The sequence below is a fragment of the Sphingopyxis sp. genome, assembly GCF_035250425.1.
Taxonomy (GTDB): Bacteria; Pseudomonadota; Alphaproteobacteria; order Sphingomonadales; family Sphingomonadaceae; genus Sphingopyxis.
The window spans coordinates 1-15,894 of the sequence record NZ_DATFFD010000085.1 but is presented as its reverse complement, the minus strand read 5'-3'; the positions used below and the strand labels follow the sequence as shown (position 1 = coordinate 15,894).

The window sequence follows — 15,894 nt, the reverse complement described above, 5'->3', positions numbered from 1 at the left end:
CCGAAGGCGGCGAGGATCGCGATGGCGACAGCGCCGAGGCCGAGGAAAGCGAAGCCGTCGAGGCCGCTCCCGAGGCGGATGCCGAAGAAGCCGAAGCCAAGCCGCGCCGCCGCCGTGGTGGACGCGGCCGCAAGAAGGCCGATGCCGTGGAAACCGCCGATGACGCTGCTGCTGAAGCTGAAGTGGCACCGGTAGAGGTGGTCGAAGCCGCCGAGCCGGTCGCCGAAGAAGCGCCGGCCGCCGAGGAAAAGCCGAAGCGCAAGCGCGCGCCGCGCAAGACCAAGGCCGCTTTGGCCGCCGAAGCCGAGGCTGCGGAAGCCGCCGAAGCCCCGGTCGTCGAAACGCCCGCCGAAGCTCCGGCTGAAGCCGAAGCGCCGGTGGAAGCCGAAGCCGCCAAGCCCGCGCCCAAGAAACGCGCGAGCCGCGCCAAGAAAGCCGTCGCCGCCGAAGCCGCAGCGCAACCCGCGACCGCGGGCGAGGCCGAACCGGTTACGGCCGACGTCGATGCCGACGGCGAGGTCGGCCCCGACGGCGAACCGCGCCGCGGCTGGTGGCAGCGCACGTTCGGCAATTGATCGTCCCAGCCGATCGGGCGGCAATTGATCGTCCACGCCGATCGGGCGGCAATTGATCGTCCACTCGATCGGGCGGCAACCGATCGAGGCCGATTGATCGCATAAGCACGCTTCGCACCTTGCGTCCGCGCGCACGGACCCCCAATAAGCCCTCATGGCTTCACTCGGGGTTCAGGCGCGCGGCGCAAGAGAGGCGGGGATGACCGCTTTCCCGCCGCAGACCGCGTTCGGGGCGCAAAGGCTGCGCTCCCTTTTCCGTATCGCGCTGACATTGCTCGCGATGTTCGCCATAGCGGTGCGCCCGTCGATGGCGCAGTCGATCCTGCGCGATGCCGAAACCGAAGCGTTATTTCAGGACATGATGGACCCGCTGCTCGTCGCGGCGGGACTCAAACCCGGGCAGGTGCGCGTGCATCTGCTCAGCGACCGCAGCATCAACGCCTTTGTCGCCGGCAGTCAGGACATCTATGTCTTCAGCGGGCTGATCGAGGCCGCCGACAGCGCCGAAGAGGTGCAGGGCGTGCTCGCGCACGAACTCGGCCACGTCATGGGCGGCCATGCGATCCGCGTCAACGAAGGCGCCAAGACCGCGACGGGCATCTCGCTCCTCAGCCTGCTGCTCGGCGCCGCGGCGATTGCGGCGGGCGCCGGCGAGGCCGGCATGGGCGTGATGATGGCGGGCCAGCAGGCCGCGCTCGGCAAGTTCCTCGCGTTCAGCCGCGTCCAGGAATCGACCGCCGACGCCGCGGGCGCGCAATATCTGTCGAAGGCCGGGATCAGCGGCCGCGGCAGCCTCGCTTTCTTCAAGAAATTGCAGAATCTCGAGTTCCGCTACGGCGTGAAGCAGGATGACGATCAGGCCTATGGCCGGACGCACCCGATGTCGGGTGATCGCATCCAGACGCTGCGCGAAGTCTATGTCATCGATCCCGCATGGCAAAAGCCCGCCGACCCGAAAATCGAGGCGCGCTTCCAGCGCATCAAGGCGAAGCTGTCGGGCTTTATGGCCGAGCCCGAACGGACGCTGCGCAAATTCCCCGAAAGCAATTCGACGATCCCGGCGCGCTATGCGCGTGCCTATGCCTGGCACAAAAGCGCCTATCCGCAAAAGGCATTGACCGAGGTCGAAGGCCTGCTCGCGACAAGCCCGAACGACCCCTATTTCCTCGAGCTCGAGGGTCAGGTGCTGCTCGAATCGGGGCGACCCAAGGAAGCGATCCCGGCGCTGCGCAAGGCGGTCAGCCTGTCGCGGTCGCAGCCGCTGATCAGCGCGACACTGGGCCATGCGCTGATCGCGACCGAGGATCCGGCGAACTATGCCGAGGCCGAAGAGGTGCTTAAAACCGCGGTTGCGCTCGACAATCAGAACCCGTTCGCCTGGTATCAGCTCGGCATCGTCTATGCGAACAAGGGCGATCAGGCGCGCGCCGCGCTCGCCTCGGCGGAACGCTATCAGCTTGAGGGTGGACAGGCATCGCTCGCGCTGCGTAATGCCGATATGGCGATGCAGGGCCTGCCCCAAGGCTCGCCCGACTGGATCCGTGCACAGGATATTTCGCTGGTCGCTCGCGCCGAGGTGGAACGCGAGCGCAAACGGCGTTAGATTCAATCGGGATAAAGCGGGGACCGCATCGCCAACGATGATGCGCAAGGGCGTGAGGGTCAGGTCCTATGAATGGGACGACTGAGGTTTGGAGCAAATTTGTTCAGTGCGAGGAAGAGCGGCGCAGGCATATGAAAATATTCCAAGGCGCTCTGACGCGGCAATGGACAAATTTGGCCAAATCCCGGAGGGACGGAAAAATGGCTTCCCTCTCGGACCAAATGCCCCTTGGACATAGAACCACTATGGCCGGCGGGGCATTCGGCCCGATATGTTCGCCATTTTTCCGCCTCAGCCGTCCCATTCATAGGACCTGACCCTTAGTGACTGACAGAAAAGACGATTATTACCAGCCATGGCTGCGCGACGCCGCGCCGACGCCGACTGGCGGCGCGCCGGCGCGCGATGAAGGGCTGGCGAAGCCGAAGGACGAGCCCCCCGTCGGCATCGACCTTACGCGATACAGCGCCCCCGAAAAGCCGCGCGATCCGCTGGTAAAGCCCGAGGCGATCAAGGCCGGGGCGGCGAACCTGTGGGGCCGCATCCAGCGCGGCGCCGAAGCCTTTGCCGACTGGACGATCCGCGTCGGCGACCGCGCCGATATTCCGGCGCGCGTCGAAGCGATGGAAATTCCGCGCCGCTCACGCGAACTCGGCGCGAAGGCAGGAGCCATAACCGCGCGCGCTGCGCGTGCGGCAGGACGCGGATCGGCGCAGGCCGGGCGTGCGGCAGCGAAGGCCAGCGGCGAGGCGTGGGAGAAGATGGCGCTCGGCGACAAGGCCCGGAAGCTGTCGAGCGAAGCCGGGCGCGGGCTCGGCGAGGTCGCCGACAAGACGAAGGCCGGTGTGGTCGACATCGCCAAGGCCGGCACGGAAAGCATCCGCGACAGCATCGGCGAAGCTGCAACCAAGCTGCGCCCCGCGCCGCGCGAGGAACTGGCGCCGCCGCCCTCGGGGCTCGAGCAATTGCTCGCGCGCGAGGAAGCCGCTGCCGCGCAGGCGAGCGCGCCCGCCGCGCCCGACTTGCCGCTGTTCGCCGGCGACGCCGCGATTCCGGCCATTGCAAAGCCCGCCCCGGCGGCTGCGGCGAACGTGATGGAAGGCGACGACCGCTCGCCGATCGCGCAGCCGGTGAAAAAAACCGCGAATGCCGCGCAGGACTTGCCGCAGGTGAAGGGGATGGGAATGGAAGGCGTTTCAACGCGCACATGGGGGCTGGCGCTCGGCGGCATATTGCTCCTCGCCATCGTCTTCTGGCTCGGCGGCCGCCTCGGCGGCGGCATGAGCAAGAGCGAGGTCGAGACCATCGTCGCCGACTATATCAAGGCGAACCCGCAGATCATTCCCGAGGCGCTCGAAGCGCAGCGTGGGCGGGAAGTCGCCAAGGCGATCGACGCGATCCGCCCCGCGCTCGAAAAACCCTATGCCGGCGCGTGGGCGGGCAATGCCGATGGCGATGTGACGCTGGTGGTGTTCACCGACTATGCCTGTGGCTTCTGCCGCGCGAGCGTGCCCGACGTCGACCGGCTGATCCGCGAGGACAAGCGCCTGAAGGTCGTGTTCCGCGAACTGCCGATCATCGCGCCGCAAAGCCGCGACGCCGCGATCATGGCGCTCGCCGCCGCGCGGCAGGGTAAATATGACGCCTTCCATCATGCGATGTTCGCGAGTGGATCGCTCGACAAGGCGGGAATTGCCGCCGCGGCCGCCAAGGCCGGCGTCGTCACCGACGGCACCGCCGACGCGACCGCGAACGAGGCGCTGTTCCAGCGCGAACTCGACAGCAATCTTGCGATCGCGACCCAGCTGCAACTCAACGCCACCCCGACCTGGATCGTCGGCAACCAGCTGTTCCAGGGGCAGATCGGCTATGATGGGTTGAAACAGGCGGTGGCGAAAGCCCGCGCGACGAAAAGCTGAGCGACGCAGGCATGGCGACCGTCTCGCACGATGAAGCGCTCGCCAACGCCCGCCGCCTGCTGAGCGGCGAACCCGGCGCCGCGCTCGCGCAGGCGCAGGCGATTATCGAGGCGGTCCCGACGTCGGCGGCGGCGCACCGCCTCGCCGCGCATGCGCTGCGTGCGCTGAATCGCGAGGAGGAAGCGCAAGCCGCGTCGCTCGCGGCGGTCGGCGCAACGATCCATGACGAAGCGATGGTCGACGCCGCGCTCGCGCTCGCCGAGGACCGGCTGCCCGATGCCGAGGGGGCGCTGCGCCAGCGGCTGCGCGAGGACGCGACCGACGTCGCGGCGATCCGCATGCTCGCCGAGGTCGCGGGGCGCATCGGGCGCTATGACGATGCCGAAAAACTGCTGTCGCGCGCGCTCCAGCTCGCGCCCGGTTTCGGCGCAGCGCGCGCCAATCTCGCGACGGTCTATTACAAGCAGAACCGCTTTGCCGACGCCGCGGAGACGCTCGATGCCGTGCTCGGCGACGATCCCGACAATCCCGCGCATGCGAATTTGCGCGCCGCCGCGCTCGGCCGTATCGGCGGCTATGACGAAGCGCTCGCGCTCTATGAGGAGCTGACGCGCCGCTTCCCCGATCATGCCAAGCTGTGGATGAGCTATGGCCATATGCTCAAGACCGTGGGGCGGCAGGACGACAGCATCGCCGCCTATCGCCGCGCGCTCGCCGCCGATCCGGGGCTCGGCGAAATCTGGTGGAGCCTCGCCAACCTCAAGACGATCCGCTTCGATGCCGGCGACCGCGCCGCAATGGAAGCTGCGCTGGTTGAGGCCGAACCCGACAGCGAGGCGCGCGCCGACGACCGGCTGCACCTGCATTTCGCGCTCGGCAAGGCGTATGACGATGCCGCCGAGCCTGAACCGGCGTTTCGCCATTATGCCGCGGGCAACGCGATCCGGTCCGGCCAGCTCAGCTATCGCGCCGCCGACACGAGCGCCGCGGTCGATGCGATCATCGCGACTTGCACGCCCGAATTCTTCGCCGCGCGCGCCGATGCCGGCGACCCCGCGCCCGACCCGATCTTCATCCTCGGCATGCCGCGCGCGGGATCGACGCTGATCGAACAGATTCTGAGCTGTCATTCGGCGATCGAGGGCACGATGGAGCTGCCCGACATCCCCGCGCTCGCGCTCGGACTCGGCCGCGAGGCGAAACAGGACGGGCGCCGCTGGATCGAGGCGCTGGCCGACACACCGAAGGATCGGCTCGCCGGCCTCGGCGCGACCTTTCTCGAGCGCACCGCGATCCAGCGCAAGACGGCCAAGCCCTTCTATATCGACAAGCTGCCGAACAACTGGCTCTACACCGCCTTCATCCGCCTGATTCTGCCGAATGCGAAGATCATCGATGCGCGGCGGCATCCGCTCGACTGCTGCTTTTCGAACTTCCGCCAGCATTTTGCGAAGGGGCAGGCGTTCAGTTACGGCCTCGCCGACGTCGGCGGCTATTACCGCGATTATGTGCGGCTGATGGCCCATATCGACACGGTCCAGCCCGGCCGCGTCCACCGCATGATTCACGAGGCGCTGCTCGACGATCCCGAAGCCGAGGTGCGCGGGCTTCTCGCCTTTCTGGACCAGCCGTTCGAGGACGCCTGCATGGCGTTCCACACCAATGCGCGCGCCGTGCGCACCGCGTCGAGCGAACAGGTGCGACGCCCGATCAACCGTGACGGCGTCGGGCAATGGCAACCTTATGAAAAATGGCTCGATCCGCTGAAACAGGCGCTCGGCCCCGTCCTCGGCGCCTATCCCGCCACTCCCGCCGATTTCGGCTGAACCGGCGCGACAAATCGTTGCCTTTGGGCAACAGCGGACGACATTTTCGACCAACCGCCGCTGCGCTGCACCAACAATGCTTGCGCTTGCGCCGCGCCGCGTCATGCTCCGTCACAGGACTGTCATCTGAGGGGGATTCCATGCGGAAACTATCGGCAGTATTAACCAAAAGCGGCGCATTCCTGCTCGGCGGCACGATCTTGTGCACCTCGGGAACCGCGCTGGCCCAGCAAAACAACACCGACGACGACCGCGACATCGTGGTCACCGCGTCGAAGCGCGAACAGAATCTGCAGGACGTGCCGCTCGCGATCACCGCGATCGGGACCGAACGGCTCGATGAGCTGCAAGTCAAGGAATTCCAGGACGTCGTCAAATTCCTGCCGTCGGTAACGATCCAGACCGCCGCGCCCGGATTCAGCCAGGTCTATTTCCGCGGCGTCGCTTCGGGCGAGAACGCCAACCATTCGGCCTCGCTGCCGACCGTCGGCACCTATCTCGACGAAATGCCGATCACGACCATCCAGGGTGCGCTCGACATTCACGCCTATGACCTCGCGCGCGTCGAGGCGCTGGCGGGGCCGCAGGGCACGCTTTACGGCGCGAGCTCGATGGCGGGCACGATCAAGCTCGTCACCAACCGGCCCGACACCAGCGGCACCTATGGCGAGGTCGGGGTTGAGCTCAACAATGTTGCGCATGGCGATTTCGGCGGCGTGGTCGAGGGCTTCGTCAACGCCCCGCTCGGCGAGCGCGCGGCGCTGCGCCTCGTCGGCTGGTATCGCCACGACGCGGGCTATATCGACAATATCCCGGGCAGCCGCACCTATCGCATCTGGCAGCCGACCGACAGCGACGGCGATGGCGAGAATGATACGCTCGTCGACGCACCGGGCGACGACATTACCCAGACCAACGCCGATCTGGCGAAGAAGAATTACAACGACGCCGACACCTATGGTGCGCGGCTCGCGCTCGGCATCGATCTCGACGACGACTGGACGCTGCGCCCGACGATCATGGGCCAGATCCAGAAGACCCACGGCAGCTACGCGCAGGAACGCTCGAACGCGGTCACGGGCAAGCTCCAGACCGTCCAATATAATCCCGAATCGTCGAAGGACAAATGGCTCCAGGCCGCGCTGACGATCGAAGGCAAGCTCGGCAATTGGGATCTGACCGTCACCGGCGGGCATCTGCGCCGCAAGACCGACGTCGAAAGCGACTATTCGGACTATGCCTATTTCTACGACGCGCTCTATGGCTCGGCGGTCTATCTTTACGACAATGCGGGCGATCAGATCAGCCCGAACCAGTATATCCGGGGCATCGACCGCTATCGGCGCAACTTCTTTGAAGCGCGCGTCGCCTCGCCCGCCGATGCGCGCATCCGCTTCATCGGCGGCGTCTTCTGGCAACGGCAGAAACATAATATCGAACAACATTATATTATCGACGACCTGTCCGACGACCTTCAGGTTCCGGGCACCGTCGACAATATCTGGTTGACCAAGCAGATCCGCGTCGACCGCGACTATGCCGCGTTCGGCGAGCTTAGCTTCGACATCACCGACCGGCTCACACTGACCGGCGGCGGCCGCGTCTATAAATATGACAACAGCCTCGTCGGCTTCTTCGGCTATAATAATCCGGGGTTCAGCAGCAATCCGGTCTATGCGTGCCAGGGGCCGGCGGTGGTCGACGGATCGCCCTGCACCAACCTCGACAAAAGGACGAAGAAGACCGACTTCATCCACAAGCTGAACCTCACCTACAAGTTCAGCGACGATGCGCTCGTCTATGCGACCTGGTCGCGCGGGTTCCGCCCCGGCGGGATCAACCGCCGCGGATCGCTGCCGCCCTATGGGTCGGATACGCTCGACAATTACGAGTTCGGCTGGAAGACGAACTGGGGTCCGGTGCGCTTCAACGGCGCCATCTATCAACAGGACTGGAACGACATCCAGCTCTCCTTCCTCGGGCTCAACGGGCTCAGCGAAATCCGCAATGCGGGCGTCGCGCGGATTCGCGGCATCGAGCTCGACCTTGGTTACCGGCAGGACGGTTTCTCGATCAACGCCGGCATGAGCTATAACGACGCCGAAATCCGGCGCGATTTCTGCGCGATCGCCAATCCGGAGTTCGATTGCACGATCGACGCCGACCTCGACGGGAGCGGCGCGATCGACGACAGCAGCGAAATCAATGCGACATTGGCGCCCAAAGGCACCAGCTTGCCCGTGACGCCTAAGTTCAAGGGCAATATCGTCGCGCGCTACGAATTTCCGGTCGGCGACCTTGGCGCGCATGTCCAGTTCGCGGTCAACCATATCGGCAAAAGACGAAGCGACGTTCGCACGCTCGAAAACGGCATAAAGGGCATGTTCGGCGCCTATACGACCGCCGACGTCAGCGTCGGGGTGAAGGGCGAGAGCTGGAAGGCCGAGCTCTTCGCGACGAACCTGTTCGACAGCAACGGCACCATCAACGCGGGCGTCCAGTGCCTCGAAACCACCTGCGGCGATCCCGACGGGATCACGGAGAACGGTGGTGTCTTTTACGACACGGTGGTTCGCCCGCGCCTGATCGGGGTCAAGGTCAGCAAGGAATTCTGACCGGGTGACCGATCTTCCGACCGCCAGCGAAAGGCCCGCCCAAAAGCTCGGCCTTTCGATGTGCGTCGCGCTCGTCATGGGCAATATGATCGGTTCGGGGGTGTTCCTCCTCCCCGCCAGTCTCGCCCCCTTTGGCTGGAACGGCGTCGCGGGGTGGGTCATCACCATCGCCGGCGCGCTCGCGCTCGCGGTGGTTTTGGCGCGGCTGACCGTCGCCTTTCCGCAGGCGAGCGGACCGACGGCCTTCGTCCAGCTCGCCTTCGGACGCATCCCCAGCTTCATGATCGGCTGGGCCTATTGGGTGTCGGTGTGGACCGCCAATGTGACGCTCGCGGTCGCCGCGGTCAGCTTTCTCAGCCTCTTCGCGCCGGCGCTCGGGCAGCATATGGCGCTCTCGACGCTCGCGCTGATCTGGATCGTCACCGCGATCAACTGGCGCGGCGCGCGCGCCGCGGGCCGCTTTCAGATCGTGACCCTGCTCATCAAGCTGATCCCGCTGCTGACGGTGATCGTCCTGATACCGATCGCGTTCGGCAGCGAGACACCCGCGGTCACGACGCCCTTCCCGGCCGAGGGGCTTTCGCTCACCGCGGTCAGCGGATCGGCGATCCTCACTTTGTGGGCGCTGCTCGGTTTCGAATCGGCAAGCGTCGCGACCGACAAGGTCAAGGATCCGGTCGTCACCATCCCGCGCGCAACGATCATCGGCACGCTGACCACCGGCATCCTCTACCTCATCGTCTGTTCGGCGGTCGCGCTGATGCTTCCCGCCGCCGAGGTCGCCAAATCGGATGCGCCCTTTGCGCTGTTCGCCGAAACCTATTGGGGGCACGGGCCGGCGCTGTTCATCGCCGCTTTTGCCGCGATCAGCGCGATCGGCGCATTGAACGGCTTCACGCTGATTCAGGCCGAGCTGCCCGCGACGCTCGCGCGCCAAGGCCTGTTCCCTCCCATGTTCGCGCGCACCAACCGCCACGGCACGCCCGTTGCCGCGCTGCTGATCGCAAGCGGCCTCGCGACCGCCTGCGTCGTGCTGAACAGCAACAAATCGACCGCCGAGATGTTCACCTTCATGGCGATCCTGTCGACCTCGGTGACGCTCTGGCTCTACCTCTCCTGCGCGGCCGCCGCGCTGCGGCTGCGCGTCGCGATACCGGTCGCGCTCTTTGGCCTTGCCTATTCGGTCTGGACGCTGTGGGGCGCCGGGCTGAACGTCAGCGCGATGAGCCTGATCCTGATGGTCGCAGGGCTGCCGCTCTATTGGTGGACGCGCGGCTCCGCGCCAGCCTCAACGCCATTTGGGAGCGAAGAAACCCCGGTCGCGTAGGACGACCTGCGCGGCATTATGCCCCGGCGCGCCGGTCACGCCGCCGCCCGGATGCGTCCCCGCGCCGCACATATAGAGCCCCTTCACCGGCCCGCGATAGGCGCCGTTGCCGAGTACCGGGCGCGCCGACCACAGCTGGTCGAGGCTCATATTGCCATGCATGATATCGCCGCCGACCAGCCCGAACTTGCGCTCCAACCCCTTGGGGCTGAGGATCTGGCGCCCGACGATCGAGGCACGGAAGCCGGGAGCATGCGCCTCGACCGTGTCGATGATGCAGTCGGCGGCGGCGCCCTCCTCGGCATCCCAGTCGCGTCCACCCGGCAATTCGGGCGCGAATTGCTGGCAGAAGAGGCTCGCGACATGCTGGCCCGGGGGGGCGAGGCTGTCGTCGACCGTCGACGGGATGAGCATCTCGACGATCGGCTTCTTCGACCAGCCATGCTCCTTCGCGTCGAGGAAGGCCTTGTCCATATAGTCGAGCGTCGGAGCGATGATGATCCCCGACTGGTGATGCTCGCCCGGTTCCGGCAGACAGGTGAAGCGCGGTAGCTCGCTGAGCGCGACATTCATGCGGAAGGTGCCGCTGCCCGCCTTGAACGCCTTGATACGGCGGCGGAACTCGGGCGCGATATCGCCTTCGCCCATCAGGCGTTCGTAGAGCAGTTTCGGCCCGACATTGGCGATCACGCGTGCCGCGGCGATTTCCTCGCCGCCGACCAGCTTGACCCCGACCGCCTTGTTTCCATCGACCAGCACGCGCGCGACGGGCGCTTCGAGGCTGATCTCGACGCCGAGCTGGGTGCAGACCTTGGCCATCATCTGCGTGATCGCGCCCATGCCGCCGACGCTATGGCCCCACGCGCCCTTCTTGCCGTTCACTTCGCCGAAGACGTGATGGAGGAGGACATAGGCGCTGCCCGGCGTATCGGGGCTGGCATAATTTCCGACGACCGCGTCGAAGCCGAAGGCCGCTTTAACCGCCTCGCTTTCGAACCAGCTGTCGAGGAAGGTGCGCGCTGACTTGGTGAAAAGTTCGAGCACGTCGCGCTGCTGCGACAGGCTGAGCTTCGTCAGCCCGCGCCCCTGCCGCGCCGCGTCGAGCAGCGTCCTGAAGCCGTCGCCCACGTTGGGCGGCGATTTGAGCGCGAGATCGCGCAGCACGTCGGCGACGCCCTCGAGCATGTCATAATATTCGGGGAGCCGCGCCGCGTCGTGCGCCGAGAAGCGCGCGAACTCCTTCTGCGTGCGTTCGAGCCCGCCGCCGAGCTTGAGATAGCCGTCCCCAGAACCGCCGGCGCCTTGCGGCAGGAAATTGCTGATCGGCCGCTCGATGACGCGATAGCCATGATCGGCGAGCTTCATGTCGGCGATCACCTTGGGCTGGAGCAGGCTGACCGTGTAGCTCGCGACCGAATTGCGGAAGCCCGGCGCGAACTCCTCGGTCACCGCGGCGCCGCCGACGACGTCGCGCGCCTCGACGATGCGCACCTTCAGCCCCGCCCTCGCGAGATAGAAGGCGCAGACGAGGCCGTTGTGGCCGGCGCCGATAATCAGGGCGTCATAGGCTTTGGTCATGAAAATTCTTTCGCGAGCGGGGATTGGACATGCTGGCGGCCGAAGCCGAGGCCGAGGACGCGGCCGGGAATCCGACGGAGCAGCGGGATGCGGTTGAGCAAACGGACCGCGAGCGGGACACGGGCGATTTGTCCGCGCAGCATCGGTTCGATGATATTCCGATGCGCGAAGCGCTGGAGACCCTGCATCCGCGTCGTCGGTTTCCAGCGGCGCGCCTGTACCTTGGCGAGCAGCGGATCGGGGTCGGCTCCGGCCGCAAGCGGCGCGGCGAGGATGTTGGCCGTCGCCACCGCATCCTGCACGGCGAGGTTGATCCCGACACCGCCGACCGGCGACATTGCGTGCGCTGCGTCGCCGATCGCGAGCAGGCCGGGGCGCGACCAGCGCGTCAGCCGGTCGAGCGCGACCGAGAGCAGTTTGACATCGTCGAAGCTTTGGATCGCGTCGATCCCGGCGGCGAGGCCGGGCGCGATTTCGACGATCTTGTCGCGAAACGCCGCGATGCCGCGCGCCTTGATAGGCGCGAAGCCGCCCTTTTCGATGATCCGCGCGCATTGCCAATAATCGCCGCGCGGAATCGCGACGACCATGCCGCCCTTGTCGATCGTGCCGAGCGCGACCTCCGACATATCCATGCCCGCGGGCACCGGAATGCGGAACCACAGCACGTCCATCGGCGCGCCCAGATCCTCAAACGGCAGCTCGGCGGCATCGCGCAACACCGAGCGCCGCCCGTCGGCGGCGATGACGAGCCGCGCGGGCAAAGTCCCACCGCTCGCCAGCGTCACCCCGCTGACGCGGTTCGCCGCATCATAGGTGAGCCCGGTCGCCTCGGTCGACATGCGGAGGTCAAAGGTCGGATATTTCCGGCCCTGCCCCGCGATGAAATCGAGCAGATCCCATTGCGGCATCATCGCCACGAAGCGCGCCGCAACGGGCAGATGCTTCATCGTCGCGATCGTATACCGCCCGCCAAGCAGGTTGAGCGTCATCGTGTCGATCGCCGCGTGCGGTTCCTTCAGCAGGTCTTCGAGCAGCCCAATCTCGTGGAACAGCTCGAGCGTCGAGGGATGCACCGTGTCGCCGCGGAAATCGCGCAGAAAATCGGCGTGCTTTTCGAGGACGGTGACGGGCACGCCCGCGCGCGCGAGCAGCAAGCCCGCGACCATGCCGGCGGGACCGCCGCCGACAATGATGACTGGATCGACCATGCTTCTCCCCTCCCGCTTGCGGGAGGGGCCGAGGGAAGGCCTGTCCCGCTGACAATTGACCGGGAGGGAACAGACCCTCCCCTAACCCCTCCCGCAAGCGGGAGGGGAACTTTACCGGCTCCACCCCGGCGGCGGGGCACGCTCCTGCCGCGCCTCGGGGATCAGGTCGCGCATCCGCGAACAGAAATGCTTGAGGCAGACTTCCTTGTCGCTGAGCGGCCCCATCGAGAAGCTCTTCGACTGCATCCCCATCTGGACGCGCGTGATCAGTTCGGTGTCCTCGGCATTGACCTGGCGGTTGATGCGCCAGTTGAGATAGCGCGCCGCGCGCATCTCGCGGCGCTCATCGGGCAGCACATAGCTGATCTCGCGGATCAGACAGCTCGTCGGCCCGGTCGGCAGCCACTGCATGAAATCGACCTGGTCGGGGTAGATGTCGAAGGCGACGTTCGGCCAGAGCTTGAAATAGAGCCAATGGCGCTGCTTGTCCGCGGGCAGATGCGGCACCGGGGGCAATAATCGCTGGTACATGCGTTCGGACCAGTTCGCCGACGGCCGGTCGACCAGGTCGCCCCACATGCGGTCGACATTGTCTTCGGCCTCGACGCCATAGCTTTTACCGAACAGGCGCGTGAGGCCAGGGTGCGCGACGGGGATGTGGAGGCCGTCCGAATAATTGTCGCCGACATTCTTCCAATTGACCTCGCGCGGGCGGAGCGTGACGCGGCCGAGCGCGCCGAGTTCCTCAAAACGATAAGGTGCGACCTGCGCCTCATAGGGCGCCATCATGCTCGCCACCGACGGGCCGCCGTCATCCTCGAGCCGGACGAACCAGAAGCCGCGCCATTGTTCGAGGCCGACGGGGACGAGCCCGGCCTTGCCCTTGTCGAGCGTCGGATAGCTCGCCGAATCGGGCACGCCGGTCAGCCGGCCGTCGAGTTCATAGGTCCAGGCATGGTAGGGACAGACGAGCTTTTTCGCGCAGCCTTGCGCGCCGTCGACGAGACGCGAGCCGCGATGGCGGCACACATTGGTGAAAGCACGCACATTGCGGTCGGTGCCGCGCACGACGAGGACGCTCTCGCCGCAATAGTCGATGCTGTGCCAGTCGCCGGCGTTCGGAATGTCGCTGTCGTGGCAGACGACCTGCCAGCTCGGGCGGAAAATCCGTTCCATTTCCGCAGCATAGAAATCGGGGTCGCTGTAGATCCAGGCCGGCAGCGACCAGCCGTCCTGCGGGTCGATGTTGTCGAAAGTGTCGCGCAGCGTTGCCATGAGTCGGTCCTTGTTGTACAAGCGTATAACAGTATGCCGACCGCTCGCCAAGCCTTTACGCGCGAAAGCGCCGATACCCGCCGCGCGGCGCTGGTCGAGGCGACCGCGATATGCCTTGCCGAAGAGGGGCTGGCGGGCACCAATGTTCGCGCGATCTGTGCGAAGGCCGGCGTGTCGCCTGGGCTGCTGCGCCATTATTTCGGCGGCATCGACGATCTGGTCGCCGCGACCTACAAAGCGACGAGCGACCGCATGGACGCGATTTTCGCGGATGCGGTCGATGGCGCGGGCAGCGATCCGCGCGCACGGCTGACCGCTTACCTCACCGCCAGCTTCCGCCCGCCCGTGACCGACCCCGAGCTGCTCGGCGCGTGGACGGCCTTCTGGGCGCTCGCACGCAGCGACGCGCGCATGGCGGCAATCCACGCAGAAAGTTACGCGGGATACCGCGCCCGGCTCGGCGAATTATTGGTAGCGTCCGGCGCGGCGGATGCCGAGCGGCTGGCGATCATGCTCACCGCGATGGTCGACGGGCTATGGCTCGAACTGTCGCTCGACGCGACAAGCTTCGGCGCCGAGGCGGCAGTTCAGATGATCGAGCGCGCGGTGGTGGCGCTGGTTTAACCGTCGCCCCCGCGAAGGCGGGGGCGACGATTTTGTTTCAGCCTATTTCGACAAATCGCGCAGCAAACTGTCCCAATGCGCGAGCGCGGGGGCGATCGCGTCGACGGGCACGCGCTCGTTGAGCCCATGCGCGTAGCTGTCGCTCGCCTTGCTGAACAAGCCCGCGACGCCGTAGCTCGGCACGCCCTGAATGCGGAAATGATAACTGTCGGTGGCGCCCGCGCTCATCGACGGGATGATCGGCAAGCCGGGCGCGCGCGCATGCACCGCCTTCGTCACCGCCGCCACGACGTCTGCACGCAGCGGCGAGGCGTCGCTCGCGCTGGCGTCGGGGTCGGTGTTCACCTTGACCGCGGGGTCGGCAATGACTTTCTCGAGTTCGGCGCGCACCGTTTCGACCGCGACGCCGGGAAAGATGCGGCAGTTGATGTTGGCGGTCGCGCGCTGGGGCAGCGCGTTCTCGGCATGACCGCCCTTGACGAGCGTCGGGACGCAGGTGGTGCCGATCTGGCCGACATATTCGGGATCGGCGCGGATCGCGGTGATCGCCTTTGCATCCGCTGGGTTGGCGGCAAAGGCCTTGAGCGCCGCGCCGATGTCTCCGCCGACCTGATCGGCGACGATCGGCATGCCGACCTTGGTGAGCTCATTCTGCTGCGGCGTGAAGCGGTACGCGCCGACCTTGGCGAGCGCGTTCGACAGCTGGACGATTGCGTTGCTGCCCGACGGGCGCGAGCTGTGGCCGCCGGGATTGGTCACTTCGAGCGTGAAGTCGGCATAGCTTTTCTCGCCTGCCTGCAGCCCGTAATATTTGGGCTTGCCGTCCTCGCCGATCGTCCCGCCGCCGCCATCGCCATTGAGCGCGAATTCGGCGCCCTTATATTTCGCCGCGAGCGCGCGCGTCGTCGTCATCGAGGTCTCCTCGTCGCCCGAGAGCAGGAGGATGATCGAGCGCTTCGGCTTGAAGCCCTCCTTTTTGAGCTGCGCCATCGTCGCGACCATCATCGAGACGTCGAATTTGTTGTCCTCCGACCCGCGGCCGAAAATATAGCCATTTTCCTCGACCGGAACGAAGGGGTCGCGCGTCCAGTCTTTGGGATCGGCCGCGACGACGTCCATATGGCCGAGCAGCACGATCGGCTTCTGCTTCGTCGTACCGTGCAGCGTCGCGGCGAAGGTCGCGGTTTGGCCGATCGGCGTGATCTCGATATCGCTGTCGGCATAACCCGCGGCTTTCAGCACGCTCGCATAATAGGCGGCGAGCTTGGGCACCTGTCCGCGGCCCTCGACCGTCGGGATCGCAATGCTGTCCTTCAGGATTTTCTTCGCGGTTTCGGTATC

10 protein-coding genes and 1 pseudogene are annotated in these 15,894 nt (G+C 66.0%); 7 read left to right on the top strand and 4 right to left on the bottom strand.

Annotated elements, in window-relative coordinates:
* The 6 genes and pseudogenes from VJ811_RS05135 to VJ811_RS05110 form a co-directional block, all read left to right on the top strand.
* A pseudogene (locus tag VJ811_RS05135) lies at positions 1-575 on the top strand (ribonuclease E/G); the annotation flags it as partial.
* Between the two features lie 199 nt (positions 576-774).
* On the top strand, positions 775-2,178 hold the full coding sequence (locus tag VJ811_RS05130) for a M48 family metalloprotease (protein WP_324071195.1): 1,404 nt from the start codon (positions 775-777) through the stop codon (positions 2,176-2,178).
* Positions 2,179-2,501: 323 nt separating this feature from the next.
* Positions 2,502-4,097 (top strand): thioredoxin domain-containing protein, encoded by a 1,596-nt coding sequence (locus VJ811_RS05125; RefSeq protein ID WP_324071194.1) that lies wholly within the window; start codon positions 2,502-2,504, stop codon positions 4,095-4,097.
* An 11-nt stretch (positions 4,098-4,108) separates the two neighbouring features.
* Positions 4,109-5,923 (top strand): tetratricopeptide repeat-containing sulfotransferase family protein, encoded by a 1,815-nt coding sequence (locus VJ811_RS05120; RefSeq protein ID WP_324071193.1) that lies wholly within the window; start codon positions 4,109-4,111, stop codon positions 5,921-5,923.
* A 140-nt stretch (positions 5,924-6,063) separates the two neighbouring features.
* Positions 6,064-8,538, top strand: coding sequence for a TonB-dependent receptor (locus tag VJ811_RS05115; RefSeq protein WP_324071192.1), 2,475 nt, complete (start codon positions 6,064-6,066; stop codon positions 8,536-8,538).
* Between the two features lie 58 nt (positions 8,539-8,596).
* Positions 8,597-9,865: an amino acid permease gene (locus VJ811_RS05110; protein ID WP_324071196.1), complete on the top strand. Its 1,269-nt coding sequence runs from the start codon at positions 8,597-8,599 to the stop codon at positions 9,863-9,865.
* On the opposite strand, the gene VJ811_RS05105 is transcribed toward VJ811_RS05110, so the two are convergent.
* From VJ811_RS05105 to VJ811_RS05095, 3 genes are all read right to left on the bottom strand, one after another.
* Positions 9,827-11,443 (bottom strand): NAD(P)/FAD-dependent oxidoreductase, encoded by a 1,617-nt coding sequence (locus tag VJ811_RS05105; protein ID WP_324071191.1) that lies wholly within the window; start codon positions 11,441-11,443, stop codon positions 9,827-9,829. The two genes, VJ811_RS05110 and VJ811_RS05105, sit on opposite strands and share 39 nt — an antisense overlap.
* Entirely contained in the window at positions 11,440-12,654 is a 1,215-nt protein-coding gene (locus tag VJ811_RS05100; RefSeq protein WP_324071190.1) for an FAD-dependent oxidoreductase, read from the bottom strand. The genes VJ811_RS05105 and VJ811_RS05100 overlap by 4 nt, the downstream gene beginning before the upstream one ends.
* Before the next feature lie 111 nt (positions 12,655-12,765).
* Positions 12,766-13,929 (bottom strand): aromatic ring-hydroxylating dioxygenase subunit alpha, encoded by a 1,164-nt coding sequence (locus tag VJ811_RS05095; RefSeq protein ID WP_324071189.1) that lies wholly within the window; start codon positions 13,927-13,929, stop codon positions 12,766-12,768.
* Positions 13,930-13,962: 33 nt separating this feature from the next.
* Between VJ811_RS05095 and VJ811_RS05090 the strand changes: the two genes are divergently transcribed.
* Positions 13,963-14,553, top strand: coding sequence for a TetR/AcrR family transcriptional regulator (locus tag VJ811_RS05090; protein WP_324071188.1), 591 nt, complete (start codon positions 13,963-13,965; stop codon positions 14,551-14,553).
* 42 nt (positions 14,554-14,595) lie between these two features.
* Here the strand turns inward: VJ811_RS05090 and VJ811_RS05085 are convergent.
* Positions 14,596-15,894 (bottom strand): M20/M25/M40 family metallo-hydrolase (locus VJ811_RS05085; protein WP_324071187.1); only part of this gene is annotated, 1,299 nt, incomplete at its 5' end.

Excerpts from the sequence above, each read along its gene's own strand:
- VJ811_RS05100 (WP_324071190.1), bottom strand. The coding sequence starts at position 12,654 with ATGGTCGATCCAGTCATCATTGTCGGCGGCGGTCCCGCCGGCATGGTC.
- VJ811_RS05120 (WP_324071193.1), top strand. The coding sequence starts at position 4,109 with ATGGCGACCGTCTCGCACGATGAAGCGCTCGCCAACGCCCGCCGCCTG.
- VJ811_RS05110 (WP_324071196.1), top strand. The coding sequence starts at position 8,597 with ATGTGCGTCGCGCTCGTCATGGGCAATATGATCGGTTCGGGGGTGTTC.
- VJ811_RS05115 (WP_324071192.1), top strand. The coding sequence starts at position 6,064 with ATGCGGAAACTATCGGCAGTATTAACCAAAAGCGGCGCATTCCTGCTC.
- VJ811_RS05095 (WP_324071189.1), bottom strand. The coding sequence starts at position 13,929 with ATGGCAACGCTGCGCGACACTTTCGACAACATCGACCCGCAGGACGGC.
- VJ811_RS05105 (WP_324071191.1), bottom strand. The coding sequence starts at position 11,443 with ATGACCAAAGCCTATGACGCCCTGATTATCGGCGCCGGCCACAACGGC.
- VJ811_RS05130 (WP_324071195.1), top strand. The coding sequence starts at position 775 with ATGACCGCTTTCCCGCCGCAGACCGCGTTCGGGGCGCAAAGGCTGCGC.
- VJ811_RS05090 (WP_324071188.1), top strand. The coding sequence starts at position 13,963 with ATGCCGACCGCTCGCCAAGCCTTTACGCGCGAAAGCGCCGATACCCGC.